This is a genomic window from Variovorax sp. OV084, assembly GCF_900111625.1.
Lineage (GTDB): Bacteria > Pseudomonadota > Gammaproteobacteria > Burkholderiales > Burkholderiaceae_C > Variovorax.
This window is the reverse complement of sequence record NZ_FOII01000003.1, coordinates 369,443-395,001: the sequence shown is the minus strand read 5'-3', so window position 1 is coordinate 395,001 and position 25,559 is coordinate 369,443. Positions and strand designations below refer to the sequence as shown.

General features: G+C 66.1%; 26 protein-coding genes and 1 riboswitch. Of the genes, 20 read left to right on the top strand and 6 right to left on the bottom strand.

Annotated features, from left to right (window positions below):
* The first annotated feature begins 45 nt into the window (after positions 1 to 45).
* From prpR to BMW87_RS11875, 5 genes are all read left to right on the top strand, one after another.
* Positions 46 to 2,043: a propionate catabolism operon regulatory protein PrpR gene (prpR, locus tag BMW87_RS11895; protein WP_093076449.1), complete on the top strand. Its 1,998-nt coding sequence runs from the start codon at positions 46 to 48 to the stop codon at positions 2,041 to 2,043.
* A 68-nt stretch (positions 2,044 to 2,111) separates the two neighbouring features.
* Positions 2,112 to 2,411 (top strand): hypothetical protein, encoded by a 300-nt coding sequence (locus tag BMW87_RS11890; protein WP_143062576.1) that lies wholly within the window; start codon positions 2,112 to 2,114, stop codon positions 2,409 to 2,411.
* A 12-nt stretch (positions 2,412 to 2,423) separates the two neighbouring features.
* Positions 2,424 to 2,801 (top strand): Imm8 family immunity protein, encoded by a 378-nt coding sequence (locus tag BMW87_RS11885; protein WP_218149750.1) that lies wholly within the window; start codon positions 2,424 to 2,426, stop codon positions 2,799 to 2,801.
* Positions 2,802 to 2,900: 99 nt separating this feature from the next.
* Positions 2,901 to 3,137 (top strand): Imm31 family immunity protein, encoded by a 237-nt coding sequence (locus BMW87_RS11880; protein WP_093076446.1) that lies wholly within the window; start codon positions 2,901 to 2,903, stop codon positions 3,135 to 3,137.
* Between the two features lie 377 nt (positions 3,138 to 3,514).
* Positions 3,515 to 3,934, top strand: coding sequence for an META domain-containing protein (locus BMW87_RS11875; protein ID WP_093076444.1), 420 nt, complete (start codon positions 3,515 to 3,517; stop codon positions 3,932 to 3,934).
* A gap of 29 nt (positions 3,935 to 3,963) precedes the next feature.
* Here the strand turns inward: BMW87_RS11875 and gyrB are convergent, their stop codons facing one another.
* The 3 genes from gyrB to dnaA form a co-directional block, all read right to left on the bottom strand.
* A complete protein-coding gene (gene gyrB / locus BMW87_RS11870; RefSeq protein WP_093054970.1) occupies positions 3,964 to 6,570 on the bottom strand; it encodes a DNA topoisomerase (ATP-hydrolyzing) subunit B in 2,607 nt (868 codons plus the stop codon).
* 134 nt (positions 6,571 to 6,704) lie between these two features.
* Positions 6,705 to 7,811 (bottom strand): DNA polymerase III subunit beta, encoded by a 1,107-nt coding sequence (dnaN, locus tag BMW87_RS11865; protein WP_093054972.1) that lies wholly within the window; start codon positions 7,809 to 7,811, stop codon positions 6,705 to 6,707.
* Between the two features lie 89 nt (positions 7,812 to 7,900).
* Positions 7,901 to 9,280: a chromosomal replication initiator protein DnaA gene (gene dnaA, locus BMW87_RS11860; protein WP_019653666.1), complete on the bottom strand. Its 1,380-nt coding sequence runs from the start codon at positions 9,278 to 9,280 to the stop codon at positions 7,901 to 7,903.
* A gap of 286 nt (positions 9,281 to 9,566) precedes the next feature.
* Between dnaA and rpmH the strand changes: the two genes are divergently transcribed.
* From rpmH to BMW87_RS11825, 7 genes are all read left to right on the top strand, one after another.
* Positions 9,567 to 9,701, top strand: a complete 135-nt coding sequence (rpmH, locus tag BMW87_RS11855; protein WP_007834827.1) for a 50S ribosomal protein L34 — start codon at positions 9,567 to 9,569, stop codon at positions 9,699 to 9,701.
* A gap of 101 nt (positions 9,702 to 9,802) precedes the next feature.
* On the top strand, positions 9,803 to 10,216 hold the full coding sequence (locus tag BMW87_RS11850) for a ribonuclease P protein component (protein WP_093054974.1): 414 nt from the start codon (positions 9,803 to 9,805) through the stop codon (positions 10,214 to 10,216).
* On the top strand, positions 10,213 to 10,500 hold the full coding sequence (gene yidD / locus BMW87_RS11845; protein WP_093054976.1) for a membrane protein insertion efficiency factor YidD: 288 nt from the start codon (positions 10,213 to 10,215) through the stop codon (positions 10,498 to 10,500). The genes BMW87_RS11850 and yidD overlap by 4 nt, the downstream gene beginning before the upstream one ends.
* Complete coding sequence (gene yidC / locus BMW87_RS11840) at positions 10,497 to 12,188, top strand: membrane protein insertase YidC (protein ID WP_093076443.1); 1,692 nt, start codon at positions 10,497 to 10,499, stop codon at positions 12,186 to 12,188. Before yidD ends, yidC begins: the two co-directional genes overlap by 4 nt.
* Before the next feature lie 68 nt (positions 12,189 to 12,256).
* Positions 12,257 to 13,663, top strand: a complete 1,407-nt coding sequence (gene mnmE / locus BMW87_RS11835; RefSeq protein ID WP_093076441.1) for a tRNA uridine-5-carboxymethylaminomethyl(34) synthesis GTPase MnmE — start codon at positions 12,257 to 12,259, stop codon at positions 13,661 to 13,663.
* A gap of 88 nt (positions 13,664 to 13,751) precedes the next feature.
* Entirely contained in the window at positions 13,752 to 14,213 is a 462-nt protein-coding gene (locus BMW87_RS11830; protein ID WP_093054982.1) for a Crp/Fnr family transcriptional regulator, read from the top strand.
* Between the two features lie 91 nt (positions 14,214 to 14,304).
* The gene (locus BMW87_RS11825) at positions 14,305 to 15,267 is read left to right on the top strand and encodes a zinc ribbon domain-containing protein (protein WP_093076440.1); all 963 of its coding nucleotides are present in this window, start codon (positions 14,305 to 14,307) and stop codon (positions 15,265 to 15,267) included.
* A gap of 33 nt (positions 15,268 to 15,300) precedes the next feature.
* On the opposite strand, the gene BMW87_RS11820 is transcribed toward BMW87_RS11825, so the two are convergent.
* Positions 15,301 to 17,289: a monovalent cation:proton antiporter family protein gene (locus BMW87_RS11820; protein ID WP_093076438.1), complete on the bottom strand. Its 1,989-nt coding sequence runs from the start codon at positions 17,287 to 17,289 to the stop codon at positions 15,301 to 15,303.
* An 86-nt stretch (positions 17,290 to 17,375) separates the two neighbouring features.
* Between BMW87_RS11820 and BMW87_RS11815 the strand changes: the two genes are divergently transcribed.
* Genes BMW87_RS11815 through BMW87_RS11800 form a run of 4 tightly spaced genes read left to right on the top strand, consistent with a single transcriptional unit; the run spans position 17,376 to position 20,383 of the window.
* Positions 17,376 to 18,377, top strand: coding sequence for a KpsF/GutQ family sugar-phosphate isomerase (locus tag BMW87_RS11815; RefSeq protein WP_093054988.1), 1,002 nt, complete (start codon positions 17,376 to 17,378; stop codon positions 18,375 to 18,377).
* Entirely contained in the window at positions 18,377 to 18,925 is a 549-nt protein-coding gene (locus BMW87_RS11810; RefSeq protein WP_093076437.1) for a KdsC family phosphatase, read from the top strand. The genes BMW87_RS11815 and BMW87_RS11810 overlap by 1 nt, the downstream gene beginning before the upstream one ends.
* Complete coding sequence (gene lptC, locus BMW87_RS11805; protein ID WP_177192761.1) at positions 18,922 to 19,584, top strand: LPS export ABC transporter periplasmic protein LptC; 663 nt, start codon at positions 18,922 to 18,924, stop codon at positions 19,582 to 19,584. Before BMW87_RS11810 ends, lptC begins: the two co-directional genes overlap by 4 nt.
* A gap of 16 nt (positions 19,585 to 19,600) precedes the next feature.
* Positions 19,601 to 20,383, top strand: coding sequence for an SDR family oxidoreductase (locus BMW87_RS11800; protein ID WP_093076435.1), 783 nt, complete (start codon positions 19,601 to 19,603; stop codon positions 20,381 to 20,383).
* Positions 20,384 to 20,461: 78 nt separating this feature from the next.
* Here the strand turns inward: BMW87_RS11800 and BMW87_RS11795 are convergent, their stop codons facing one another.
* Entirely contained in the window at positions 20,462 to 21,004 is a 543-nt protein-coding gene (locus BMW87_RS11795) for an RNA recognition motif domain-containing protein (RefSeq protein WP_093076433.1), read from the bottom strand.
* Positions 21,005 to 21,265: 261 nt separating this feature from the next.
* A riboswitch (yybP-ykoY riboswitch) is annotated at positions 21,266 to 21,451 on the top strand.
* An 11-nt stretch (positions 21,452 to 21,462) separates the two neighbouring features.
* Between BMW87_RS11795 and BMW87_RS11790 the strand changes: the two genes are divergently transcribed.
* From BMW87_RS11790 to BMW87_RS11775, 4 genes are all read left to right on the top strand, one after another.
* Positions 21,463 to 22,026 (top strand): TMEM165/GDT1 family protein, encoded by a 564-nt coding sequence (locus BMW87_RS11790; protein WP_093076432.1) that lies wholly within the window; start codon positions 21,463 to 21,465, stop codon positions 22,024 to 22,026.
* A gap of 223 nt (positions 22,027 to 22,249) precedes the next feature.
* Positions 22,250 to 23,410, top strand: a complete 1,161-nt coding sequence (locus BMW87_RS11785) for a homoserine O-succinyltransferase MetX (protein ID WP_093076430.1) — start codon at positions 22,250 to 22,252, stop codon at positions 23,408 to 23,410.
* Positions 23,407 to 23,997 (top strand): methionine biosynthesis protein MetW, encoded by a 591-nt coding sequence (gene metW / locus BMW87_RS11780; protein WP_093055000.1) that lies wholly within the window; start codon positions 23,407 to 23,409, stop codon positions 23,995 to 23,997. The genes BMW87_RS11785 and metW overlap by 4 nt, the downstream gene beginning before the upstream one ends.
* A 22-nt stretch (positions 23,998 to 24,019) precedes the next feature.
* Positions 24,020 to 24,607 carry an IMPACT family protein gene (locus tag BMW87_RS11775; protein ID WP_093076429.1) on the top strand — a complete coding sequence of 196 codons (588 nt, stop codon included), beginning with the start codon at positions 24,020 to 24,022 and terminating at the stop codon, positions 24,605 to 24,607.
* On the opposite strand, the gene BMW87_RS11770 is transcribed toward BMW87_RS11775, so the two are convergent.
* Positions 24,552 to 25,490, bottom strand: a complete 939-nt coding sequence (locus tag BMW87_RS11770; protein ID WP_093076427.1) for an ion transporter — start codon at positions 25,488 to 25,490, stop codon at positions 24,552 to 24,554. The genes BMW87_RS11775 and BMW87_RS11770 overlap by 56 nt on opposite strands.
* Positions 25,491 to 25,559 lie beyond the last annotated feature (69 nt).

Here is a 25,559-nt window from a genome sequence, read left to right as displayed (position 1 = left end):
GATGTTTCAGATTCATTTCACTTTTGAAACCATAGAATTCGCCGAATGAACGCACTCGTCCTGCCACCTGTCCATTCGTCCGCTGTGCCTCGCCGGCCTCGCATCGTGGCCGTGGCTCGCCACCGACTGGGCCGCGTGCTGGTGCGGCTGTTACCCGAGGTGGCGGCGCAGGCGCAAATCGAACTGGTAGGTCTTGCCTTCGACGAGGCCGTCGAAGCGGTGCGCGAACTGCATGCGCGCGCACCGGTCGATGCGGTGGTGGCGGCAGGTGCCAGCGGCGAATGGCTGCGCCAGCATCTGGACATCCCGGTGGCCATGGTGGAGGTACGCGGCTTCGACCTGATGCGTGCGCTGGCGGCCGCGCGCGCCCTCTCGCCCCGGGTGGGGCTCGTGTCGTTCGACGGTCCCTCGGAGCATCTGGCGCAGCTCGACGCGCTGTTCGGCATGGGCATCGCCCAATTCAGCTATCGGGGTGCCGACGACGCCCCCGCCTGCGTGGAGGCGCTGCGCGCGGCTGGCGTCCAGGCAGTGGTCGCGCCCGGCCTGGTCGCCGACCTGGCCGAGCAAGCCGGCATCGCCAGCGTGCTGATGTATTCGGACGATGCCGTGCGCCAGGCGCTTCAGGACGCCATCCATCTTGCGCGCCACAGCCTTGCCGAGCGGGCGCGCCACGAACGGCTGAACACTGTCCTCGGCCAGCTGCAGGACGGCGTGGTCGCGGTGGACTTGCAGCAGCGCATCGAGGCGCTGAACCCGGTCATGGCGGAACTGCTGGGAGCCTCCGTCCAGGAACTGGCGGGCCGCGTGCTGGGCGAAGTGGAGCCCGTGCTGGACCTCGGCGCCACGCTGCGCCTGCGCGAGGCCCCGGCCGAGGAGGTGCTGCAGATCGGCATGCGTACGCTGGTGGTCCGGCGCGCGCCGGTCATCGAAGGCGGCGAGGTCACCGGCGCGCTGCTCGTGTGCCGCGACCCGGCGGTGATCCAGCGCGCGGACCGCCACCTGCGCGCCAACCAGCGGCAGCGGGGCGCTCCCACGCGATACCGGCTTGACGCATTCACAGGCAACAGCGCCCTGGCGCAGCGCGTGCGCGAGCTTGCTGCGCAATGCGCCTCAAGCGAGGCCACGGTCCTCATCGTCGGTGAGAGCGGCACTGGCAAGGAGCTCGTGGCGCAGGGCATTCATACCGCCAGCCGGCGAGCGACGCAGCCGTTCCTGGCCGTGAACTGCGCCGCCCTGGGAGAGAGCCTGCTGGAGAGCGAGCTGTTCGGCTACGAGGAAGGCGCCTTCACTGGCGCGCGGCGCGGCGGTAAGACAGGCCTGGTCGAAGCCGCCCACACGGGCACTCTGTTTCTCGACGAGATCGGCGACATGCCGCTGGCGCTGCAGACCCGGCTGCTGCGCGTGCTGCAGGAGCGGGAGGTGCTTCGCCTCGGGGCGACCGCTGCCGTGCCGGTGGACCTGCGCGTGATCGCGGCCACACATGCCGACCTGGCGTCCCAGGTGGAGCGCGGCCTCTTCCGGCGCGACCTGTACTACCGGCTCGCGGTGCTGCGTATCGAGATGCCTCCCCTGCGCGATCGCGAAGCCGACATCGCACTCCTGGCGGCCGAACTAATGGCCCGCCGCGCCGGCAGGGCTGGCGTACCGGCAGCGCAGGCATCGGCCTGGCTCGCCGCTTTGCTGGAACTGGCCGCGGGCTACGGTTGGCCCGGCAACGTGCGCGAGCTGGAGAACCTGGTCGAGCGCCTGCTGGCTTGTCACAGCTACCTGGCGCCCGCCGGCAACCTGGACCGGGCCCGTCTGCTGGAGGTGTTTCCCGAATGCACCCAAGCTCGCCCGGCGCCCGTGCGCGAGCGCCTGCTGAAGGGTGCGCGCCGCGCCGCTGAACTACGTCGCGTGCGCGAGGTGCTTCAATCGGTGCAGGGCGACCAGGCCAAGGCCTGCGCCGTGCTCGGCATCAGCCGCGCCACGCTGTGGCGGCGGCTGCGCGATGAAGAGTCGGCGACGGACGCTGGTCCCACGCCAAAGAAAACGCGCGCCTAGCGGCTTTGTAGGTTCTCAAATTTGTTGAGGAATCGTGATTAGGGCCATCAACAGCGATGCGCAACAAGATGAAGCGCATCCTCAACCAGACTGCGGCGGGCGGAAACCGAGGCATCACCGGAAGCGTTTCGCCGAAGGATGCGATGAAGCTGGGCAAGGCCTTCGTCGGACCGGAGCATCGTCCGATGTCGAACGGCAAAGGCCTGGTGTCTGCCGATGGCAAGCGGACTTTCCGCTTCCCGGCAGAGAAAAGGGGTTTCGACAGGGTCAACGGTCGGCCGTGGTCAAGAACTGGAAAGCAAGTCAACGTCGAAACGAAAAACGCCGATGGCGATGTCGTCGGCAATGTCCACCTGGATGTGCACTGACAGAGAACAATCATGCGAAAAGCCAAGTACCAACTCGTCCTGCGGGAGATGTCATCGACAATGACCGATCCGCTCGAGCAATGGCGCCCCCGAACGCTCGAGGACACCTACACCACGCTCGACCTCGACGTCTCGATGAGCGACGGTGCACGAGGCAGCAATCTGTTCTGCGTGAAGGTTGCGACACCCGAGGCCCTGCGCCGCCGGGCCAAGGGCTTCTTGATCGCTGAGCACCGCGTGCTGGTGGTCGAGAAGTTCGACTACGAACTGCTCAGGCAGACGATCGAGGATATCCTCGAAAAATGCACGCGTGACACCTGGGAAGACTCGTGCGCTGCGCTACAGCGCTATTTCGCGTGGGAGTACGAGGATTTCGCGCACGAGGATTGACACGGCCCCGGCTGCCACGAGGACGAGCGTCTGCGCTTCAATCGCCTCCGTCCGAACCAAGAAACAAGACGCCCATCGAGACAGCCACTTCAAAGCAACATGGACCTATTCAGCGCGGTCAGGGTGAGTTCGAAGGCGCAGCAAAACAGCGCGATCAACGGCAAGTGCGGCGTCATTCTGGGTATTTCACCAACCGCCGAAGGCAACTGGTACGCTGTTTCCATAGACGATCAATCGTGGATGGTCTTCGAGAGTGAACTTCAAGATACTGGCTCGAAAGCCGCTCCCGACGACATCTACCCTCCGCCACGCGCAGGCTCCGAATTTGTCCCATGACCATCACTGAACTGTCTCTCGCCGCCTGACCGCTTTCTTATGGCAGCAGAGTTCTACGTTTCATTCCGGGACACTGGATGGCTCCCGAGGCATGCTGAAGGGCTGTCGGCGCAGATCAGAATGCTCCCGACTTTCTCGAAGACCGATGGCAGCGAGTATTGGTTGCAGGGGTTTGAAGACAGGGCTGCGAACGGTCGTTGGACCTATGACGTCCGGATCTTTCTGCAGGACTCCAATCAGAGATCCTGCTGGAACTTAGTAGCCGTCCTCCTAGTATCCAGGCGGACCTGCTCAGATTCCTCTCCTGGCTCAGAAGCCGGACGGAAGTTTCCGTCACCGACGAGGACGGAGAGCCCATCGGCTGGTAGCTGCGAAACATGAGACTGACCAATGCTATCGTGCCGGCCAAGTCACTCGGTGGCATTGCTCTTCGGACCTCCATCGACACGGTAATCGATGGCCTCCGGAACCACCATGTGCTGGAAGTCTTCGAGGGTGCCGTATCCATCGACGATGGATTGATCACCATCGGCCATGGCGAGAACCGACTGATCTACTCGGTGATGTGCAACTCCAGGTTCGAAGGCCGCTATGAGGGCAAGCTGTGGGCCGGAATGACGGTCAGTGAGGTCTTGAAGAACTCTACTACTCAAGTAGCGTGGGGAGGAGCAGTGGTGGTGGACGGGATCGAAGGCATTGGCTTGCCACTGCCTGATGGCTTCGATGACTTCGATCAACTCAGGGATCACCTGCCGCTGGACCATGTGTTCGAGTACCTGTCCGTCTTCTTGATCTGAAGGGTGATCTACTCTGAGAACCTACAAGATCAAACGTCGATATTCGCCGCCCGCAGCGCGTTCTGCTCGATGAACTCGCGACGCGGCTCCACTTCGTCGCCCATCAGCATCGTGAACACGCGGTCGGCTTCGATCGCGTCGTCGATCTGCACGCGTAGCAGGCGGCGCACGGTCGGGTCCATCGTGGTTTCCCACAGCTGCTCGGGGTTCATCTCGCCCAGGCCCTTGTAGCGCTGGCGCGAGGTGGCGCGCTCGGCTTCGCCGATGAGCCACTTCATGGCCTGGCGGAAGTCGTCGACCTTTTCTTCCTTGGCGCGTTCGCCTTCGCCGCGCTTGACCAGCGCGCCTTCGGGGCTCAGCAGGCCGCGGAAGGTGTTGGCTGCTTCGGCGAGCGCGGCGTAGTCGGCGCCGTGCACGAAGTCTTGCGTGAGCACGCTGCTCTTGATGTTGCCGTGGTGGCGGCGGCTGATGCGCAGCAGCGGCTTGTCGGTGCGCGCGTCGAACTCGCTGCTCACCTCGGCCGGAATGCCGGTGGTGTTGAGCTCACGCAGCTTGGCCTGCAGCGCCACGGCCGATGCCTCGGCGGCGGGCGTGGTGTCGAGGTCGAGCGCCACGCCGTCGGCGATGGCGCGCAGTGCTTCGGCGTCCATGAAGTTGCGCAGGCGCGCGATCACGGCCTCGGCCACCTGGTGCTTGCGCGCCAGCTCGCCCAGGGTATCGCCGCTCAGCGTGGTGGAGTTAGCGCCGCCGGTCTGCAGGCTCGCGTCTTTCAGCGCCACCTTGAGCAGGAAGGCGTCGAGCGCGGGGCCGTCCTTCAGGTACTGCTCTTCCTTGCCGACCTTCACCTTGTACAGCGGAGGCTGCGCGATGTAGATGTGGCCGCGCTCAACCAGCTCGGGCATCTGGCGATAGAAGAACGTCAGCAGCAGCGTGCGGATGTGGGCGCCGTCGACGTCGGCGTCGGTCATGATGATGATGCGGTGGTAGCGCAGCTTGGCGACGTTGAAGTCGTCCGCGCCGCCGCCCGCGGTGGTTGCGCCGGCACGGCCGATGCCGGTGCCCAGCGCGGTGATCATGGTGAGAATTTCGTTGCTGGTGAGCAGCTTCTCGTAGCGAGCCTTCTCGACGTTCAGGATCTTGCCGCGCAGCGGCAGGATGGCCTGGAACTTCCGGTCGCGGCCCTGCTTGGCGGAGCCGCCGGCGGAGTCACCCTCCACCAGGTAGACCTCGCACAGCGCCGGATCTTTCTCCTGGCAGTCGGCCAGCTTGCCGGGCAGGCCCATGCCGTCGAGCACGCCCTTGCGGCGCGTCATTTCGCGGGCCTTGCGGGCGGCTTCGCGGGCGCGGGCGGCCTCGACGATCTTGCCGCAGATGATCTTGGCGTCGTTCGGGCGTTCCTGCAGGTAGTCGGTGAGCAGCTTGCCGACGATGTCCTCCACCGGCGCGCGCACTTCGCTGGACACCAGCTTGTCCTTGGTCTGGCTCGAGAACTTGGGCTCGGGCACCTTCACGCTCAGCACGCAGCACAGGCCTTCGCGCATGTCGTCGCCGGTGACTTCGACCTTCGCCTTCTTCGCGAACTCGTTCTCTTCGATGTACTTGTTGATGACGCGGGTCATCGCGGCGCGCAGGCCGGTCAGGTGGGTGCCGCCGTCACGCTGCGGGATGTTGTTGGTGAAGCACAGCACCTGCTCGTTGTAGCCGCTGTTCCACTGCATCGCCACTTCGACGCCGATGTGCGTGCCGGGGATGCCGCCGTAGGTGTCGGCCGGGCGCTCGCCTTCGGCATAGAACGAGTTCGGATGCAGGACGGTCTTGCCCTTGTTGATGAACTCGACGAAGCCGCGCACGCCGCCGGCGCCGGAGAAGTCGTCTTCCTTGCCGGTGCGCTCGTCCTTCAGGCGGATGCGCACGCCGTTGTTCAGGAAGCTCAGTTCGCGCAGGCGCTTGCTGAGAATCTCGTAATGGAAGTCCGAGTTCTCCTTGAAGATCTGGGTGTCAGGAAGAAAGTGCACCTCGGTGCCGCGCTTGTCGGTGTCGCCGATGATCTTCATGGGCGAGACTTCGACGCCGTTCACCGTCTCGAGCAGGCGGTTCTGCACGAAGCCGCGGCTGAATTCGAGTTCGTGGATCTTGCCTTCGCGGCGCACCACCAAACGCAGCATCACGCTCAGCGCGTTCACGCAACTCACGCCCACGCCGTGCAGGCCGCCCGACACCTTGTAGCTGTTCTGGTTGAACTTGCCTCCGGCGTGCAGTTCGGTGAGCGCAATTTCCGCAGCCGAGCGCTTGGGCTCGTGCTTGTCGTCCATCTTCACGCCGGTCGGGATGCCGCGGCCGTTGTCGGTAACGGAGATCGAGTTGTCGCTGTGGATGGTCACGACGATGTCGTCGCAATGGCCAGCCAGGGCCTCGTCGATGGAGTTGTCGACGACTTCGAACACCAGGTGGTGCAGGCCGGTGCCGTCGGAGGTGTCGCCGATGTACATGCCGGGGCGCTTGCGCACGGCTTCAAGCCCTTCGAGGATCGTGATGGAGCCTTCGCCGTAGCTGGTGTCGGGGGCCACGGTGTCGATCTCGGGGATGTAGACGGGCTCGGTGTGGGGCACGTCGGGCTTGTTTTCTTCAGCACTCATTCGGATATTCCTCTAACTCTCACGGTATTCACGTGATATTTCGGGCTCTCAAAAGCTCAATTCGCAGCCTCTTGAAAGCGCAAACCCGCGGAGGGCCGCGGGCTGTATGCGCAAGGCGCTGCGTGGTGTGTCTGCTAGATACGCATCGGCATCACGACGTACTTGAAAGATGCGTTCTCGGGGATGGTTAACAAGGCCGAGCTGTTGGAGTCGGCAAGGTCCAGCTTGACCATGTCCTGATCCATGTTCGACAGCGCGTCGATCAGGTAGGTCACGTTGAAGCCGATTTCGATGGCGTCGCCGCCGTAGTCGATGTCGAGCTCGTCCTGGGCTTCTTCCTGCTCGGCGTTGTTCGACGCGATGCGCAGTGTGCCCGGCTCGATGTTCAGGCGCACGCCCTTGAACTTCTCGCTGGTCAGGATGGCGGTGCGCTGCAGGCTGGCCAGGAGCGGCGCGCGGCCCAGCGTGACGGTGTTCTTGTGGTTCTTCGGGATGACGCGGTTGTAGTCGGGGAACTTGCCCTCGACCAGCTTGGTGACGAACTCCATGCCGCCGAAGCTGAACTTGGCCTGGTTGTTCGCGAACTGCATCTCGATGGCGCCTTCGGCGTCGGACAGCAGGCGCTGCATTTCGAGCACGGTCTTTCGCGGCAGGATGACTTCCTGGCGCGGCACTTCGACGTCGAGCGTGGCCGACGAGAACGCCAGGCGGTGGCCGTCGGTGGCCACCAGGCTCAGCTGCTTGCCTTCGGCAACGAACAGGATGCCGTTCAGGTAGTAGCGGATGTCGTGCACGGCCATGGCGAACGACACCTGCGAGAGCAGGTCTTTCAGCGTCTTTTGCGGCACGCTGAACACGGGGCCGAAATTGGCTGCTTCCTGAACCAGCGGAAAGTCTTCGGCGGGCAGCGACTGCAGCGTGAAGCGGCTCTTGCCGCCCTTGAGCACCAGCTTGCTCGCGCTCGATTCGAGGCTCACGGTCTGGTCGGCCGGCATGGTGCGCAGGATGTCGATCAGCTTGCGCGCGCCGATGGTGGTGGTGAAGTTGCCTTCGTCGCCGCCGAGCTCGGCGGTGGTGCGGATCTGGATCTCGAGGTCGCTCGTGGTCAGCTGCAGCTGGCCGCCGGTCTTGCGGATCAGCACGTTCGCCAGGATCGGCAAGGTGTGACGCCGCTCGACGATGCCCGCCACCGACTGCAGCGCGGCGAGGACTTTGTCTTGGTTTGCCTTCAAAACGATCATGTCTTCTTCCTCTTCTCTATCTCTTTGAATCAGCCTGTAAGACGCCATTCTCCGCTGTCGCGAGGGGCACCCTTGATGACATTCGGCGGTCAGCCCTTGAGCGTCTGTTCGAGCACGTGGAGCTGCTGGTTGAGCTCGGTGAGCTGCTGGCGCTCGCCCGAGATCTTGCGCACCGCATGCAGCACCGTCGTGTGGTCGCGCCCACCGAACAGCTCGCCGATTTCCGGCAGGCTTTTCTGCGTGAGCTCCTTGGCCAGGTACATCGCGATCTGCCGCGGCCGCGCAATGCTGGCCGGGCGTTTCTTGCTGTACATGTCGGCGACCTTGATCTTGTAGTAGTCGGCCACCGTCTTCTGGATATTCTCGACGGAGATCTGCCGATTCTGGATCGACAGCAGGTCGCGCAGCGCCTCACGCGCCAGGGCGATCGAGATCTCCTTCTGGTTGAAGCGCGAATACGCCAGGATCTTGCGCAGCGCCCCTTCGAGCTCGCGCACGTTGGAGCGCACGTTCTTGGCGACGAAGAAGGCCACTTCTTCCGGCATTTCGGCCGATTCGGCGCGCGCCTTGTTGATCAGGATGGCCACGCGCATTTCAAGCTCGGGCGGCTCGATGGCCACCGTGAGGCCCGAATCGAAGCGCGAAACCAGGCGTTCGTGGATGTCCGCCAGCCCCTTCGGATAGGTGTCGCTGGTCATCACGATGTGCGACTTCTTGGCGAGCAGGGCCTCGAACGCGTTGAAGAATTCTTCCTGCGTCCGGTCCTTGTTGGCGAAGAACTGCACATCGTCGATCAGCAACAGATCGAGCGAGTGGTAGCGCTCCTTGAACTCATCGAAAGTCTTGCGCTGATAGGCTTTGACCACATCCGAGACGAATTGCTCGGCGTGGATGTAGAGAACTTTGGAATCCGGCTTGTCGGCCAGCAGCCGGTTACCCACAGCGTGCATCAGGTGGGTCTTGCCCAGGCCGACGCCGCCGTAGATGAAAAGCGGGTTGTAAAGATGGCCAGGCATGCCAGCCACGTGCATGGCCGCGGCGCGCGCCATGCGGTTGGCCGTGCCCTCGACCAGGGTGTCGAAAGTGAGGCCGGAATTCAGGCGGTTCTTGAAGCCGGCCGCGGCCGGCTCCTCGCCCGGTCCGGCCACGTCGCGCGGCACGTCCGTTTCGGTCATGACGGCCACGGGCGCAGAGCGCACGGGCACTTCGCGCGGAGCGAGCGCTAACTCGATGGCAACCGGCTGGCCGTACATCTTCTCGGCCATGGCGGCGATCTTGCCGGCGTACTGGGCCCGGATCCAGTCGAGCTTGAAGCGGTTGGCAACGAACACCGTCATGCGCGACAGGTCGTCGGCGACCTGCGCTGTCAGGGGCTTGATCCAGGTGTTGAACTGCTGCTCGGACAGCTCCTGCGCGAGCTGGTCGACGCAGGCCTGCCACAGGCTTTCGCCGATGCCGTCAGTCGACATGGGCGCTTGAAAAAGTGATGAGACCCTCGGGCATTTTTGGTATAGGTATTGTGGATATTCTCTGCTGGAAGGCGCTCGGCATTCTAACTTGTCAAAACCTTATCCACACGCTGGCCGGCATGTCGAAAGGCCCGCAAATCTGCTCGAAGATTGTTCCGGCGGCCAATGTTTGCGATAATTGCGGGTTTCCCTGAAAACCTCATTGCGTCTTTCGGGGGCCATCCGAAACACGCTCCCCAGCGCCCGCAGGTTTTTTCATGCGGAAATCAGGGAATCTGGAACCATCATGAAACGCACATACCAAGCATCCAAAGTCCGCCGCGCCCGTACCCACGGCTTCCTGGTCCGCATGAAGACCCGCGGCGGCCGTGCCGTCATCAACGCACGCCGCGCCAAGGGCCGCAAGCGCCTGGCCGTCTGACGGCAGACCACCTGCCGTTGCCAGCAGCCGACACGTCAGCGCAGGCTCCCGCAGCCAGCGCTTCCGGTCCAACCGGCAATGACGTGCACAGCCCGGCTTCCATGCAGCGGCTCAAGACCCGCGCGCAATTCCAGGCCGTCCTCGCAGGTGCCACCGTGGCGCGCACTGCTCATTTCGCATTGCATCGCTGTGCGCTCGATCTCGCATCGAGCGCACAGCCGTTGTTCGCGTCCGACGACGTCTGGCTGGGTGCCATGGTGCCCAAGCGCTGGGCGCGTCGTGCTGTCACGCGCAATGCCATCAAGCGTCAGATCTACGCCGTGAGTGCCGCTCCCGGCGTCGCCTTGCCGCGTGCTGCGCACGTGGTGCGCCTGCGCGCCGGTTTCGACCGCAAGGAATTCGTGAGCGCCACCTCGGACAAGCTCAAGGCCGCCGTGCGCGCCGAGCTCCAGCAACTGCTGGCGCGGGCTGCGCGCACTCCCGCGGCGCCTGCGGCTCCCTCCTCTTCGCCATGAAACGCCTGCTGATCGGCCTCGTGAAGGCCTACCGCCTGCTGCTGAGCCCCTGGCTCGGCCAGTCGTGCCGCTTCACGCCGACCTGCTCCGTGTATTCGATCGAGGCGCTCGAGGTGCACGGCGCGCTCAAGGGCAGCTACCTGACTCTGCACCGCATCGCGCGCTGCCAGCCCTGGTGCCAGGGCGGCCACGATCCGGTTCCACCGAAATCTCAGCGTCGCACTGACAAGTCAGGATCGCTGTTTTCGTCTCTTCTCTCCTCCGACAAGAAGTCTTCGTCATGAACGATATCCGCCGCACGATACTGTGGGTGATTTTTGGGTTCTCGCTGGTGCTGCTGTGGGACCAATGGCAGGTCTTCAACGGCAACAAGCCGACCTTCCTGCCGTCGACCAAGCCGGCCGCCACGGCCGCCGCCCCAGCCAACGCACCTGCAGCCAACAACGGCGTGCCGACCGCATCCGGCACCAGCGGCAACGCGGGCGCCGTGCCCACGCAAGCCGCCGCGGCCGCGCCGCGCGAGCAGGTCAACGTGACCACCGACCTGTTCAAGGCAACGATCGACAGCGAAGGCGCCACGGTCAACCACCTCGAACTGCTGAAGTACGACGAAGCCGACCGCACCAAGCACGTGGTGCTGTTCGAAAACGGCTCGTCCGCCACGCGCTACGTCGCGCAGACCGGCCTGCTGAACCAGGTCGACACCGGTGAGCGCTTCCCCAACCACCTGACGCCGATGACGCCGAAGGCCGGTCCGCGCGAAATGGCCGATGGCCAGAACACGCTGGAAGTGGGCTTCGAGAGCGCCCCCGTCGGCGGCCTGAAGTACATCAAGACCTACGTGTTCCACCGCGGTGACTACACCATCGGCGTGCGCCACGAAGTCGTCAACGTGAGCGACCAGCCGCGCGACGCGCAGCTCTACATGCAGCTGCTGCGCCACGGCACGGTGGCCGCCAGCACGATGTTCGGCACCAACACCTTTACCGGTCCGGCCGCGTACACCAACGAGAAGAAGTTCCACAAGCTCGACTTCAAGGACATCGCCAAGGGCAAGATCGAGCCGCCTCCGCCGGCCAACGATGGCTGGATCGCGATGGTGCAGCATTACTTCGTGTCGGCCTGGCTGCTCAAGGGCGACCCGGCCAGCGAGCAGCTGCGCCGCGAGTTCCGCGTGAAGGACCTGGGCGACAACCTCTTCACCGTTGCCATGGTGGCCACGCTGCCGAAGATCGCCCCGGGCGCCACGCAGGTCGTGAACAGCGCGCTGTTCGCCGGCCCCGAGGAAGAAAAGAAGCTCGAAGCCATCGCCCCCGGCCTGGACCTGGTGAAGGACTACGGCATCTTCGCGATCATCTCCAAGCCGCTGTACTGGCTGCTGAACCAGCTGCACGGCATCCTGGGCAACTGGGGCTGGTCGATCGTCGCGCTGGTGGTGCTGCTGAAGGCGGCCTTCTACTGGCTCAACGCCAAGGCCTACGCCAGCATGGCCAAGATGAAGGCCATCAATCCGAAGATCATGGAAATGCGCGAGCGGCTGAAGGACAAGCCGCAGGAAATGCAGCAGGAAATGATGCGGATCTACAAGACCGAAAAGGTCAATCCGATGGGCGGCTGCTTCCCCATCGTGATCCAGATCCCGGTGTTCATCGCGCTCTACTGGGTGCTGCTGTCGTCGGTCGAAATGCGCCACGCACCGTGGATCGGCTGGATCACCGACCTGTCGGCACCGGACCCCTGGTACATCCTGCCGGTCGTGATGACGGCCACCTCGCTGTTCCAGACCTGGCTCAACCCGACGCCGCCCGATCCGATGCAGGCCAAGCTGATGTGGATCATGCCGCTCGCGTTCAGCGTGATGTTCATCTTCTTCCCGGCCGGCCTGGTGCTGTACTGGATCACGAACAACGTGCTGTCGATCGCGCAGCAGTGGTTCATCAACAAGCGACTGGGCGTGCTCGGCACCAAGTAGCCGCACACCACCCCAGCCATCCCACGAAGGGCCGCGTCAGCGGCCCTTTTTGCTGAAAGAATCCGCCCATGCTCGCCCGCACCACCGATCCCATCGTCGCCGTCGCCACAGCCTCGGGGCGCGGGGCGGTCGGCATCGTGCGGGTGTCGGGCGCGAAGCTGGCGCCGTTGATCGAAGCCCTCTGTGGCCGCGTGCTCAAGCCGCGCGAGGCCACCTACCTGCCGTTCCGCGATGCGGACGGCGAGCCTGTCGACCACGGCCTGGCCATTCACTTCCCTTCGCCGAACTCTTTCACTGGCGAGGACGTGCTCGAGCTGCAGGCCCACGGAGGCGCGGTCGTGCTGCAGCTGCTGCTGGCGCGCTGCCTCGAAGCCGCGGCCGAGCTCGACCCCGTCACCGGCCGCCCTCGCCTGCCCGGCCTGCGGGTGGCCGAGCCCGGCGAGTTCAGCCAGCGGGCATTTCTCAACGGAAAGATCGACCTGGCGCAAGCCGAGGCCATTGCCGACCTGATCGACGCCAGCACCGAGGCGGCCGCGCGCAGCGCCGGGCGTTCGCTGTCGGGCGCGTTCTCGCGCGAGATCCACACGCTGCGCGACGCGCTGATCCACCTGCGCATGCTGGTCGAGGCCACGCTCGACTTCCCGGAAGAGGAAATCGACTTCCTGCAGAAGGCCGATGCCACCGGGCAGCTGGCAAGGCTGCAGTCGCAACTCGCCGCCGTGCAGCAGCGCGCGCGCCAGGGCGCGTTGCTGCGCGAGGGCATCAAGGTCGTGATTGCGGGGCAGCCCAACGCGGGCAAGAGTTCGCTGCTCAATGCGCTGGCCGGCGCCGAACTGGCCATCGTGAGCGCGGTGGCGGGCACCACGCGCGATGTGGTCTCGCAGACCATCCAGATCCACGGCGTGCCGCTGCACGTGGCCGACACCGCCGGCCTGCGCGAGAGCAGCGACGAGGTCGAGCAGATCGGCGTGGCGCGCGCCTGGGGCCAGATCGAAAGCGCCGATGCCGTGCTGTTCCTGCACGACCTCACCCGCGCGCACCTGGGCGACTATGCCGCCGCCGATGCGGAGATCCTGGCCGGCCTGCGGCAGAAGCTGCCCGCGAGCGTGCCGGTGCTCGATGTCTGGAACAAGCAGGACGCAGCGCCCGCTACCAACCCCGAGCAAGGCATCGCCCTGTCCGCCAAGACCGGCCTGGGCATCGAGGCCCTGCGCGAACAGCTGCTGGCCATGGCCGGCTGGCAGGCCGTGCCCGAGGGCGTGTACCTCGCGCGGGCGCGCCACGTGCAGGCGCTGGCGCGGGTCGAAACGCACCTGGCGCTGGCCGCCAGCCACCTGGTGGCACAGGCCCAGCTGCTCGATCTGCTGGCCGAAGAGTTGCGGCTGGCCCAGAACGCCCTGAACGAGATCACCGGCGAATTCGGCGCGGATGACCTGCTGGGGGTCATCTTTTCGCGCTTCTGCATTGGTAAATAACTACAGGCGACCTGAAAAACGTAAACAGTTGTAGCCGAACCTCGCGGCCATCGCGGATACTTCGGCTCACATCGGGGGCCGAAGAAACATGTCAATCCAGAACCTGAGCCGCGCCATCGCGGAGAACATGAGCACCGACGCGTTTGCGTTGACGTTCAATGTCCAGCAGTGGGAAACGCTGGCGGGCTATCTGCAGCCCATCGATGCCGGCGTCGGTGACATATTGATCGAGCAGGGCACGCCCGACCGCTCGGTGTTCTTCATCGAGAGCGGCGCCATCAGCGTGCACCGTGTCAGCAGCAAGGAGCAGATGCGGCTGGCCGTGCTCACGCCCGGCTCGGTGGTCGGCGAAGGCTCGTTCTTCTCGCGGCAGCCGCATTCGGCCAACGTGGTGGTCACTGGCGCGGGCCGTGTGTGGCGCCTCACGGCGATCCGCTTTGCGGAAATGTCGAACCGCCAGCCCAACATGGCACTGGAGATCGCGATGGCGCTCGGCGCCGTGATCGCCAAGCGCATGGCGCACCGCTCCAAGCGCGTTGCCGTGACCTGACGAAACCCCGATCGCCCACCGCCGGATAGTCGACCAGCAAGCCAGTTTCCGTTCTGGACCCCGAGAGTAGAGAGTAGTCAGCAAGTAAGCCATGGCCCTGATCTGTCCGGTCTGCAGCACGGAAAACCGTGACGGCGCGAATTTCTGCAGGAGTTGCGGCGTCAAGCTGTCCGCCGCGGGAGACCGGATTCCGCCGCCGCCGAGCCCTGAACGCGAATGGGCCACCACCGCCCCCGCCCAGTTGCGCGCGCCGACCATTCCGGCGCCGCTGTTCGACCCGGAGGAGCCGCCGCCGCCCGCGCGCTCGTCGTTCTTCAGCCGGACGCCCGCCGCGCGGCAGAACGACGAACACTCACAGACCGTGTTGATGGTGCACGACGACGGGTTGCCGCGCTCGCCCGCGCCGCCCGCTGCGTCGCCGGGGCTGGAGTCGACTTGGGCCTCGAAGCCCGAAATGAAGAAGAGACGCCGGGCCAAGGTCCGGCAGTCCGTACCGGTCGAACGGCCGCCGCGCAAGCGCGTGATCCTGCTGTGGCTCGGCCTGCTGGTGGTTGCGGTGGCGATGATCGTCGCGGGCTGGTACGGCTACGGGACGCGCAAGGCGCCTGCCGCCGCCGAAGGGGCTGCGCCAACCGTCGAGGCCCCCGCTCCCGCGGCCCCGCCGCTGCCGCCGCCGACCGAGTCGTCACCGCCTGCAGCGCCCGCGGCGCCGGCGGACCCCCAGCCCGTCGAGCCAGCCGAGACGCCGCCTGCCGCGGAAGCCGCACCTGCACCCAAGCCCGTTGCCAAGCCGCGTAAGCAGGCGACCGCCGCCGTGCAGCCGTCGAACGCGCCTGAACCCGCTGCTCCGGTCGTCGCTCCCGCTCCGCCGCCGGCACCTGCCGCCCCTGCCGAGCCTCAGGCCATGTGCGGCGACCGCAATTTCATCGCCAAGGCCCAGTGCATGGCGGCCCAGTGCCTGAAGCCCGAGTTCAAGGCCCATGCGCAGTGCGAAGCAGTGCGTCGTCAGCAGCGACTCGAAGAAGAAAAGCGCAACCCGAGCCTGATCAACTGATCGGCCGGGACCGAAGCGAAGGCTGCCGGATCGTCAGCCTTTTTGCAGCCGCTCCACGGCCATCGCCAGCGCGGCGGGCTTGCCGGACAGCACCAGCGTGTCGCCGTCTGACAGCACCGGGTTGTCGGCCAGCGCGCGGGGCTGGCCGTCTTGCCGGCGCAGGCTGGCGACGCGCACGCCCAGCGTGTGCAGCGCCATCTGCTCCAGCGTCTGGCCGACCGCACGTGCGCCGGCGTTGAGGGTGAAGCTGTTGAGGCGCTCGTGGTCGATCTCGTCGGCGTTGTCGTCGTCGGCGCCGTGGAAGTAGCCGCGCAGCAGGTTGTAGCGGGCATCGCGCTGGTCCTGCACCACGCGGATCACGCGCCGCATCGGCACGCCGACCAGCGCCAGCGCATGGCTCGCGAGCATCAGCGAACCTTCGATGGCCTCGGGCACCACCTCTGTGGCGCCTGCGGCCTGCAGCTTTTCGAGATCGTGGTCGTCCTGCGTGCGCACGATCACCGGCACGTGCGGCGCATGGGCGCGCGTGTTGGCCAGCACCTTCATCGCGCCCGGCACGTCGAGATAAGTGACGACCACCGCGCTGGCACGCGCCAGGCCCGCGGCCATCAGGGCCTGCAGCCGCGCCGCGTCGCCGAACACCACCGAGTCGCCGGCGGCGGCGGCCTGGCGCACGCGGTCAGGGTCGAGGTCGAGTGCCATGTACGGAATGCCCTCGCGTTCGAGGATGCGCGCCAGGTTCTGGCCGCAGCGCCCGTAGCCGCAGATGATCACGTGCTGCGCGGTGTTGATGGTCTTGCGCGCGATGCTCGTCATCTGCAGCGACTGCTGCAGCCAATCGCTGGCCACGAGCTTTCGCACGATGGCGTTGCTGTACATGATGATGAAAGGCGTGGCCAGCATCGACAGCACCATCGACGCCAGCACCGGGTTGGCCAGCCACGGCGGCAGCAGGCTGCGTTCCTGCGCCAGCGTCAACAGCACGAAGCCGAATTCGCCCGCCTGCGCGAGGTAGAGGCCGGTGCGCAGCGACACGCCCGAGGTGGCCCCGAGCACCCGCGCCAGCACCGTCACCAGCCCCAGCTTGAACGCCAGCGGCACCAGCAGCAGCACGCCCACCAGCAGCCAGCGCTCGACCACGATGTGCCAGTCGAGCGACATGCCCACGGTGATGAAGAACAGCCCCAGCAGCACGTCGTGGAAGGGGCGGATGTCGGTCTCGACCTGGTGCTTGTATTCGGTCTCCGACACCAGCATGCCCGCGATGAACGCGCCCAGCGCCAGGCTCAGGCCGGCCAGCTCGGTGAGCCAGGCCAGGCCCAGCGTTATCAGCAACACGTTCAGGATGAAGAGCTCTTCGCTGCGCCGCCGCGCCACCAGCGTGAGCCACCAGCGCATGATGCGCGGGCCGCCGTAGAGCAGCACGCCGATCAAGAAGCTCGCCTTCAGCAGCGCCAGGCCCAGCGCCTTGGCCAACGCCTCGGGCGGTGCGCCCAATGCGGGGATCAGCACCAGCAGCGGCACCACGGCCAAATCCTGAAACAGCAGCACGCCCATCACGCGCTTGCCGTGCTCGCTCTCGAGTTCGAGCCGCTCGGCCATCAGCTTGACCACGATGGCCGTGCTGCTCATGGTGAGCGCGCCCGACAGCGCCAGCGCGGTCTGCCAGCCCAGTTGCCATGTCGGCGGCAGCAGCAGCCGGGCGATCAGCAGCGCGCCGACCGTGGCGATGGACATCGTCAGCAGCACCTGCAGCAGGCCCAGCCCGAACACGTGCTTTCGCATTGCGCGCAGCTTCGGCAGGCTGAACTCCAGCCCGATCACGAACATGAGGAACACCACGCCGAATTCGCCCAGGTGCTGGATGCCTTCGGTGTTCTGCGCCAGGGCGAAGGCGTGCGGCCCGATCAACACGCCAGCCGACAGATAGCCCAGCATCGGCGGCAGCTTGAGGGAGCGGCACGCCACCACGCCGATCACCGCGGCCAGGAGATACAACAGCGTGAGATCGAACGAAGACATAGGCGCCGATGCTAGAGCAATGTCCGTGCCCCGGGCTTCCCCGGGCCATGTGATCCCGGGTGCCGGCCGGCCCGTAAAATCCGCAGATGAGCTCCCGCCCCGTCCCGGCCCCAGTGGTCGACCCCGAAGCCATCCTCGCTCGGGCACGCCTCACCTTCGACATCGAAGCCGAAGCCGTCACCGGTCTGAAAGACCGCGTCGGCCCGAGCTTCGTCGATGCGGTGCGCAAGATCCTCGAAGTGCGTGGCCGGGTGGTCGTGATGGGCATGGGCAAGAGCGGCCACGTCGGCCGCAAGATCGCCGCCACCCTCGCCTCCACCGGCACGCCCGCGATGTTCGTGCACCCGGCCGAGGCCAGCCACGGCGACCTCGGCATGATCAAGGCGGTCGACCTGGTGCTGGCCATTTCCAACAGCGGCGAGGTCGACGAACTCACCGTCATCCTGCCGGTCGTCAAGCGCCAGGGCGTGCCCCTGATCGCCATGACCGGCCGCCCCGAATCCACCCTCGCCCGCCATGCCGACATCGTGATCGACGCGGGCGTGTCCAAGGAAGCCTGCCCGCTCAACCTCGCCCCCACCGCCAGCACCACCGCCCAGATGGCGATGGGCGACGCGCTGGCCGTGGCGCTGCTCGACGCGCGCGGCTTCGGCTCGGAAGACTTCGCGCGCTCGCATCCGGGCGGCGCGCTCGGGCGCAAGCTGCTCACCCACGTGAGCGACGTCATGCGCTCGGGCGACGAAGTGCCGCGCGTGCCGCCGTCGGCCAACATCAGCGAGCTGATGCGCGCGATGAGCATCAAGGGCTTTGGCGCCGCCGCGGTGATCGAGCCCGACGGCCGCGCCTCGGGCATCTTCACCGACGGCGACCTGCGCCGGCTGATCGAGGCGGGGGCCGACTTGCGCAGCCCCAAGGCGGTCGACGTGATGCACCGCGACCCTCGCACCATCCGCGTCGACGCGCTGGCGGTGGAAGCCGCCGAGCTGATGGAGCAATGCGGCATCACCCGCCTGTTCGTGATCGACGGCGCGGGGGTGATCGTCGGCGCGATCAACACCAACGACCTGATGCGCGCGAAGGTCATCTGATGCCGCTCGAGTTCCAGGCCGAGACCTTGCTCGCCGCGCAGGACGTGCGCATTGTTTTCTTCGACATCGACGGCGTGCTGACCGATGGCGGCGTGTACTTCACCGAGCACGGCGAAACGCTCAAGCGCTTCAGCATCCTCGACGGCTACGGCCTGAAGCTGCTGCGCAAGGCCGGCATCGTGCCGGCCGTGATCACCGGGCGCGACTCCAAGCCGCTGCGCGTGCGGCTCGAAGCGCTGGGCATCGAGCACGTGCGCTACGGCACCGAAGACAAGCTGCCCGCAGCGCAGGCCATGCTCGACCAGCTCGGCTTTGCGTGGGCGCAGGCCGCCGCCATCGGCGACGACTGGCCCGACCTGCCGGTGCTCACGCGCGTCGGCTTCGCGGCGGCACCGGCCAATGCCCATGCGGAAGTGCGCGGCATCGCGCGCTACGTCACCCAGGCGCGCGGCGGCGAAGGCGCGGCGCGCGAGTTCTGCGACCTGCTGCTCACGGCCTGCGGCCAATACCGCGCGATGCTCGACGCTGCCCGGGGCCCGACCACATGAACGACGTGAAACGCGCATGGGGCATGGTGCGCGAAGTCCTCGACCGCGCCACGATCTACCTGCCGATCATCCTCACGGCCGCCGTCGCGCTCGGCACCTACTGGCTGGTGCGCAACGCGCCCAAGCTGCTGGAGCCCACGGCCAAGGTCGCACCCACGCATGAGCCCGACTACTTCATGCGTGAGTTCGTCATCAAGAACTTCCTGCCTAATGGCGACCTGCGCAGCGAATTGCACGGGGTCGAGGGCCGGCACTATCCCGACACCGACACCATCGAGATCGACAAGGTGCGCATGCGCACCGTGTCGCCCGAGGGGCTGGTGACGCGCGGGTCAGCCGACCGCGGCCTGTCGAACTCCGATGGCAGCGAGGTCCAGCTGTTCGGCAATGCGATCGTCATTCGCGATCCTTCGGTGGGGCCGAACGGCAAGCCTGCGCCGCGCCTCGAGTTCCGCGGCGAGTTCCTGCACGCTTATGTCGACACTGAGCGCGTCACGTCGAACAAGCCGGTCACGCTCATTCGCGGCACCGACCAGTTCACCGGCGACACGCTCGACTACGACAACCTGAGCGGCGTGGCCAACCTGAACGGCCGGGTGCGCGGCGTGCTGATTCCGTCGGCGGCTCCGGCCGCTCCTGCTCCCGCCAAGAAGCGCTGAAGAAGACATCTCCTGCATGACCACGTCCCCGCTTGTCTTCATCACCGGCGCATCGAGCGGCATCGGCCAGGCGCTGGCCGCGAGCTTCTACGACGCGGGCTACCGCCTGGCGCTGGTCGCCCGGCGCACGGGGGAAATCGAAGCGTGGGCGAATGCCCGGCAACTGAGCGCAGACCGCTACCGGATCTACAGCGCCGACGTGGCGCAGACCGACAGCATCGTCGCCGCCGGCAACGCCTGCATCGCACAGCAGGGGCTGCCAGACGTGGTGATCGCCAATGCCGGCATCAGCGTCGGCATCGACACGGCCGAGCGCTCCGACCTCGATGTGCTGGCGCAGACCTTTGCCACCAACAACGTCGGTCTCGCCGCCACTTTTCATCCGTTCGTGCGGGCGATGGTGCAGCGCGGCAGTGGGCGGCTGGTTGGCATCGGCAGCGTGGCGTCCATCCGCGGATTGCCGGGGCATGGCGCGTACTGCGCCAGCAAGGCCGGCGTGGTGGCGTATTGCGAGAGCCTGCGCGGCGAACTGTTCAACAGCGGCGTCAAGGTCGTCACCCTCTGCCCGGGCTACATCGACACGCCGCTCACGCAGGGCAACCGGTACGGCATGCCTTTTCTCATGAAGGCGGAAGATTTTGCGGCCCAGGCACTGCGCGCCATCGAGGCAGGCACGAGCTACCGCGTGATTCCCTGGCAGATGGGCGTGATCGCCAAGATCATGCGCATGCTGCCCAACGCCGTGCTCGACCGGGCGGTGCAAGGGCGTGAACGCAAGAAGCGAAGCGGCGAAGCCTGAGCAACAAGCGCCGGGCGATCGCCCATTGAAAAAGGCTCCCGAGGGAGCCTTTTGTCTGTGTGCCTGGGAGCGCAGGGCTTAGTAGCCGCTGTTGCCGCCACCACCGTAGCCGCCGCCACCACCACCGCCGGAGCGGCCACCGCCGCCACCGCCACGGGGGCCGGCGCCGTAGGGGCTGCGGAAACCGCCGTCGCCGCCACCACCGCCGCCACCGCTGCGGCCACCACCGCCACCGCCGTAGCCGCCGCCGGAGCGGCCACCGCCACCACCACCGTAGCCGCCACCACCGCCGCCGTAGCCTCCGCCACCACCGCCGCCATAACCACCACCGCCGCCGCCGTAGCCGCCACCACCGCTGCGCGGGGGACGAGCTTCCATCGGACGTGCTTCGTTGACGACGACGCTGCGGCCACCAAGGGGCTGGCCGTTCATGCCGTTGATTGCTGCTTGTGCTTCCGCGTCACTGCCCATCTCGACGAAGCCGAAGCCCTTCGAGCGGCCGGTGTCACGTTCCATCATGACCTTGGCGCTGGTCACTGCGCCGAACTGCCCGAAGGCCTGTTCGAGATCTCCGTCGCGCACCGAGTAAGGCAGGTTGCCGACGTACAGTTTGTTGCCCATCAAGGGACTCCTATAAACACATCAAGAAAAGCGATGGAGTCCCGAAAGCATCACTCAAACGAGAGCCGTCGAGTCGCGCGAAACTGACCGATCACCGAACTGCCCCCCGACCAAAATGAAGAGGGAGGCTCGTGCATTATGGGTGAAATATCCGAATTGCAAGCGGGAATTTGCGTCTTGAGGTAGCACCTGTCAAAACTATTGGAAAGCTAGTGCCTACTTGCATTTTTGGGCGAGGTCCTTGGCGCTACATGTAGAATTCGCCCCGTCATTGGGGAGTAGCCGCCTTCCGATTTGCGAGAAGGGCCCGCGTCAACAGACTTGTCCTGCCCCACACAGGACATGGCGCGTGCAGTTAACACACCTGGCGAGACCTTTGACCGTGCAACTTCGGGAATATGGCCGAAGGTGTTGCACGGTCAATTGCGTCCTTCGGCCCAAGGAACCCCACATCCATCATGGAAGCTTTTCTCGTTGCAACCGGCGTAGTTGCGCTCGCCGAAATGGGCGACAAGACCCAACTCCTGGCCCTCTTGCTCGCCGCCCGTTTCAGGAAACCGTGGCCCATCGTCCTGGGCATCTTCGCCGCCACCATCATCAACCACGCGCTGGCGGGTGCCGTCGGCAACTACATCACGCGCTGGCTCGGACCGGAGGTGCTGCGCTGGATCCTGGGCGGCTCGTTCATCGCGATGGCCGTCTGGATGCTGATTCCAGACAAGCTCGACGACGACGATGCCCCGGGCGCGTCGAAGTTCGGCGTCTTCGGCACCACGGTGATCGCGTTCTTCCTCGCCGAGATGGGCGACAAGACCCAGATCGCCACCGTCATGCTTGCCGCCCGCTTCACGCACGACTACTTCTGGGTGGTCGCAGGCACCACGCTGGGCATGATGCTGGCCAACGCGCCGGTGGTGTGGCTCGGCGAGAAGATCGTGCGGCGCGTGCCGATCAAGCTAGTGCACGGCGTCTCGGCCGCGATCTTCCTGGTGTTGGGCATCATCATGATCGTCGGCTGGTAAGAAAAAGGCAGGGGGCCCTTCCAGAAACACCGCGGAACCGGCTTCGCCGGGCCGCAGGTGTTGCCCCCGAAGGGGGTTGGCGGAGCGACACGCAGTGCGCGCAGCCTGGGGGATATACTTGTCCAGCGCCGATTTGCTTCAGCTTGCGGGCGCTTTATAAATTCAGCTAAAGACAGGCGCGGCAGACCCGGCTCGTTTTTGGCGAGGCCGGGTTTTTTCATTCATGTCGTCGTCACCACCTTTGGTCGTCACCTCGCAGTCGATGCAGTTCGCAGGCCCGCTGGCCCTGCGCAGCGGCGCGTCGATCAGCGACTACACGCTCGCCTACGAAACCTACGGCACCCTGAACGCCGAGCGCAGCAACGCCGTGCTGGTGTGCCATGCACTTAATGCCTCGCACCACGTGGCGGGCGTCTACCAGGGCCAGGCCCGCTCCGAGGGCTGGTGGGACAACATGGTGGGCCCCGGCAAGCCGGTCGACACCGACCGCTTCTTCGTGATCGGCGTCAACAACCTCGGCTCCTGCTTCGGCTCGACGGGCCCGATGCACGTCAATCCCGCCACCGGCCGCGTCTATGGCGCCGACTTCCCGGTGGTCACGGTCGAAGACTGGGTCGACGCGCAGGCCGCGCTGCTAAATGCGCTCGGCATCGAGACGCTCGCGGCCGTCATGGGCGGCAGCCTCGGCGGCATGCAGGCACTGTCGTGGACGCTGCAGTACCCCAGCCGCGTGCGCCACGCCGTGGTCGTGGCCAGCGCGCCCAACCTCACGGCCGAGAACATCGCCTTCAACGAAGTCGCGCGCCGCGCCATCGTGACCGACCCCGACTTCCACGGCGGCCACTTCTACGAACACGGCGTGATCCCGAAGCGCGGCCTGCGCATCGCGCGAATGATCGGCCACATCACCTACCTCAGCGACGACGTGATGAACGAAAAGTTCGGCCGCATCCTGCGCAGCGCCGTCGAGGGCGAGGTGGCGGGGCTCGACTACCGCTACTCCACGCAGGACGTCGAGTTCCAGATCGAAAGCTACCTGCGCTACCAGGGCGACAAGTTCAGCGAATACTTCGACGCCAACACCTATCTGCTGATCACCCGCGCGCTCGACTACTTCGACCCCGCGCGCAGCCACGGCGGTAAGCTCAGCACCGCGCTGGCCCAGGCCACCGCCAAGTTCCTGCTCGTGAGCTTCAAGACCGACTGGCGCTTCTCGCCCGCGCGCAGCCGCGAACTCGTGAAGGCGCTGCTCGACAACCGCCGCAACGTGAGCTACGCCGAGATCGACGCGCCGCACGGCCACGACGCCTTCCTGCTCGACGACGTGCGCTACATGGGCGTGGTGCGCTCGTACTTCGAGCGCGTCGCGAAGGAGTTCCAATGAGCGACCTCGAACACCAAAGATTGATCGCAGAGCTCGTGCCCCAAGGCTCGCGCGTGCTCGACCTCGGCTGCGGCGACGGCGCCCTGCTCGACCTGCTGCAGCGCGAGCGCGGCTGCACCGGCTACGGCGTGGAAATTGCCGACGGCAACGTGCTGCAGTGCATCCGCCGCGGTGTCGACGTGATCCAGCTCAACCTCGACGAGGGCCTGGCGATGTTCGACGACGCCTCCTTCGACGTGGTGCTGCAGATCGACACGCTGCAGCACCTGCGCAATGCCGAAGTGATGTTGCGCGAGACCGCGCGCGTCGGCCGCATCGGCGTCGTCGCCTTTCCCAATTTCGCGCACTGGCCCAACCGCCTGAGCGTGGCGCGCGGCCGCATGCCGGTGACGCGCCGCCTGCCCTACCAGTGGTACGACACGCCCAACATCCGCGTCGGCACCTTCAAGGACTTCGAGGTGCTGGCCGGCAAGAACAACCTGCGCGTGCTCGACGCCTTCGGCCTGCAGGACGGGCGCGACGTGCGCTGGCTGCCCAACGCGCGCGCCAGCACGGCGGTCTTCAAGTTCGAGCGCGGCGGCGGCTGAACCCTTTGGAGCGCACCACCGGATGAGCTTCACGCTTGCACAGCCGGTCCACAGCGAGCTGCTCATCAAGAAGAGCCGCTTCATCGGCTGCGTGCAGCCGGTGGCTGACCGCGCGGCCGCGCTGGCCGTGGTCGCCTCGCTGCGCGCCGAACACCCCGCGGCCGCGCATGTCTGCTGGGCCTTGATGGCCGGCGGCCAGTCGGCGGCGAACGATGACGGCGAACCCGGCGGCACGGCCGGCCGTCCGATGCTGGAGGTGCTGCGCCACCAGCAGGTCGAGGGCGCGCTCGCGACCGTGGTGCGCTACTTCGGCGGCGTGAAGCTGGGCGCGGGCGGCCTCGTGCGGGCTTACACCGACGCGGTTGCACAGGCCCTGCTCGGCGCCGAGCTCGTGCCGCTGGTGCGCCAGCGCAGCCTCGGTTGCTCGGTGCCCTATGCGCTCGAAGGACTCGTGCGGCGCGAACTCGTCGCTGCGGGCGCGGTGCTTGACGATGTGCAGCACGGCGACGACGTGGTCTTCGCCTTCTCGCTCCCCGAGCCCGATGCCGACGCTTTCATCGCCCGTCTCGACGATGCTGCGCAAGGGCGCGTCGTCTGGCCGAAGGCGTAACGCGCTTCGAAGGCACCGCAGGCGCGGGCGCAGTCATCGCGAGAATGCCGCGCGGTGCCACCGGCACCGGCTCGTCGTCGGGCCCGCGCCGCGCCATCTCCGCGGTCACGATGCCGGTCGGCACGGCGAGCACGCCCCAGCCCAGCAGCATCATCACCGAGGCGATCGCGCGGCCCAGGTCGGTCTTTGGCACGAGGTCGCCGAAGCCCACCGTGGCCATCGTCGAGATGGCCCAGTAAATTGCCACCGGAATGCTCGTGAAGCCATGCACCGGCCCCTCGACCACGTACATCAGCGTGCCCATCACCAGCACCACCAGCATCACGAAGCCGACGAACACCGTGATCTTGCGCCGGCTCGATGCCACGGCAGACACCAGCGCGCGGTACTCCACCGAGTAGCGCGATAGTTTGAAGATACGAAACACGCGCAACAGGCGCAGCACCCGCACGTCGATCAGGTACGCCATCTCGGGCGCAAAGGCCACCAGAAAGGTCGGCAGCAGCGCAAGCAGGTCGATCACGCCATAGAAGCTCAGCGCATAGCGCAGCGGCTTGTTCACGCAGCACAGCCGCGCGATGTACTCCAGCGTGAAGAGAATGGTGAACACCCATTCGAGCGCATTGAACAGCGGCCGCCACTGCTCGCGGATCGACTGCACGCTGTCGAGGATCACCACCAGCACGCTGGTCACGATCACCGCGATCAGCGCCAGGTCGAACATCAGGCCCGCGCGCGTGTCGGCCTCGAAGATCACCGTGAACAGCGTGCGTCGCCAGCCGTGCGCTGGCTTGTCGAAGCGCGAGTCGGTGGCCGACGAAATGGCGCGCGAGGGGTGCGCGGCCTGCGCGGTGGAAGGAGTTTCGGAGTTCGGAAGGCTCATGACGCCGCATTGTCATGTCCACAGTCGATTTATTCAGTTACGCTTCTTGCGCAATGAAGTGCCGCAGGC

What these genes read in the sequence shown, in the direction of transcription:
- dnaA (WP_019653666.1), bottom strand. Translation starts at nt 9,280, where the DNA reads ATGTCGACTGACGGCATCGGCGAAAGCCTGTGGCAGGCCTGCGTCGAC.
- BMW87_RS11775 (WP_093076429.1), top strand. Translation starts at nt 24,020, where the DNA reads ATGAGCTTCACGCTTGCACAGCCGGTCCACAGCGAGCTGCTCATCAAG.
- rpmH (WP_007834827.1), top strand. Translation starts at nt 9,567, where the DNA reads ATGAAACGCACATACCAAGCATCCAAAGTCCGCCGCGCCCGTACCCAC.
- BMW87_RS11830 (WP_093054982.1), top strand. Translation starts at nt 13,752, where the DNA reads ATGTCAATCCAGAACCTGAGCCGCGCCATCGCGGAGAACATGAGCACC.
- dnaN (WP_093054972.1), bottom strand. Translation starts at nt 7,811, where the DNA reads ATGATCGTTTTGAAGGCAAACCAAGACAAAGTCCTCGCCGCGCTGCAG.
- BMW87_RS11800 (WP_093076435.1), top strand. Translation starts at nt 19,601, where the DNA reads ATGACCACGTCCCCGCTTGTCTTCATCACCGGCGCATCGAGCGGCATC.
- BMW87_RS11815 (WP_093054988.1), top strand. Translation starts at nt 17,376, where the DNA reads ATGAGCTCCCGCCCCGTCCCGGCCCCAGTGGTCGACCCCGAAGCCATC.
- BMW87_RS11885 (WP_218149750.1), top strand. Translation starts at nt 2,424, where the DNA reads ATGCGAAAAGCCAAGTACCAACTCGTCCTGCGGGAGATGTCATCGACA.
- BMW87_RS11795 (WP_093076433.1), bottom strand. Translation starts at nt 21,004, where the DNA reads ATGGGCAACAAACTGTACGTCGGCAACCTGCCTTACTCGGTGCGCGAC.
- BMW87_RS11875 (WP_093076444.1), top strand. Translation starts at nt 3,515, where the DNA reads ATGAGACTGACCAATGCTATCGTGCCGGCCAAGTCACTCGGTGGCATT.
- BMW87_RS11890 (WP_143062576.1), top strand. Translation starts at nt 2,112, where the DNA reads ATGAAGCGCATCCTCAACCAGACTGCGGCGGGCGGAAACCGAGGCATC.
- BMW87_RS11790 (WP_093076432.1), top strand. Translation starts at nt 21,463, where the DNA reads ATGGAAGCTTTTCTCGTTGCAACCGGCGTAGTTGCGCTCGCCGAAATG.
- yidD (WP_093054976.1), top strand. Translation starts at nt 10,213, where the DNA reads ATGAAACGCCTGCTGATCGGCCTCGTGAAGGCCTACCGCCTGCTGCTG.
- BMW87_RS11810 (WP_093076437.1), top strand. Translation starts at nt 18,377, where the DNA reads ATGCCGCTCGAGTTCCAGGCCGAGACCTTGCTCGCCGCGCAGGACGTG.
- BMW87_RS11770 (WP_093076427.1), bottom strand. Translation starts at nt 25,490, where the DNA reads ATGAGCCTTCCGAACTCCGAAACTCCTTCCACCGCGCAGGCCGCGCAC.
- gyrB (WP_093054970.1), bottom strand. Translation starts at nt 6,570, where the DNA reads ATGAGTGCTGAAGAAAACAAGCCCGACGTGCCCCACACCGAGCCCGTC.
- BMW87_RS11850 (WP_093054974.1), top strand. Translation starts at nt 9,803, where the DNA reads ATGCAGCGGCTCAAGACCCGCGCGCAATTCCAGGCCGTCCTCGCAGGT.
- BMW87_RS11785 (WP_093076430.1), top strand. Translation starts at nt 22,250, where the DNA reads ATGTCGTCGTCACCACCTTTGGTCGTCACCTCGCAGTCGATGCAGTTC.
- BMW87_RS11880 (WP_093076446.1), top strand. Translation starts at nt 2,901, where the DNA reads ATGGACCTATTCAGCGCGGTCAGGGTGAGTTCGAAGGCGCAGCAAAAC.
- mnmE (WP_093076441.1), top strand. Translation starts at nt 12,257, where the DNA reads ATGCTCGCCCGCACCACCGATCCCATCGTCGCCGTCGCCACAGCCTCG.
- prpR (WP_093076449.1), top strand. Translation starts at nt 46, where the DNA reads ATGAACGCACTCGTCCTGCCACCTGTCCATTCGTCCGCTGTGCCTCGC.
- metW (WP_093055000.1), top strand. Translation starts at nt 23,407, where the DNA reads ATGAGCGACCTCGAACACCAAAGATTGATCGCAGAGCTCGTGCCCCAA.
- yidC (WP_093076443.1), top strand. Translation starts at nt 10,497, where the DNA reads ATGAACGATATCCGCCGCACGATACTGTGGGTGATTTTTGGGTTCTCG.
- BMW87_RS11820 (WP_093076438.1), bottom strand. Translation starts at nt 17,289, where the DNA reads ATGTCTTCGTTCGATCTCACGCTGTTGTATCTCCTGGCCGCGGTGATC.
- BMW87_RS11825 (WP_093076440.1), top strand. Translation starts at nt 14,305, where the DNA reads ATGGCCCTGATCTGTCCGGTCTGCAGCACGGAAAACCGTGACGGCGCG.
- lptC (WP_177192761.1), top strand. Translation starts at nt 18,922, where the DNA reads ATGAACGACGTGAAACGCGCATGGGGCATGGTGCGCGAAGTCCTCGAC.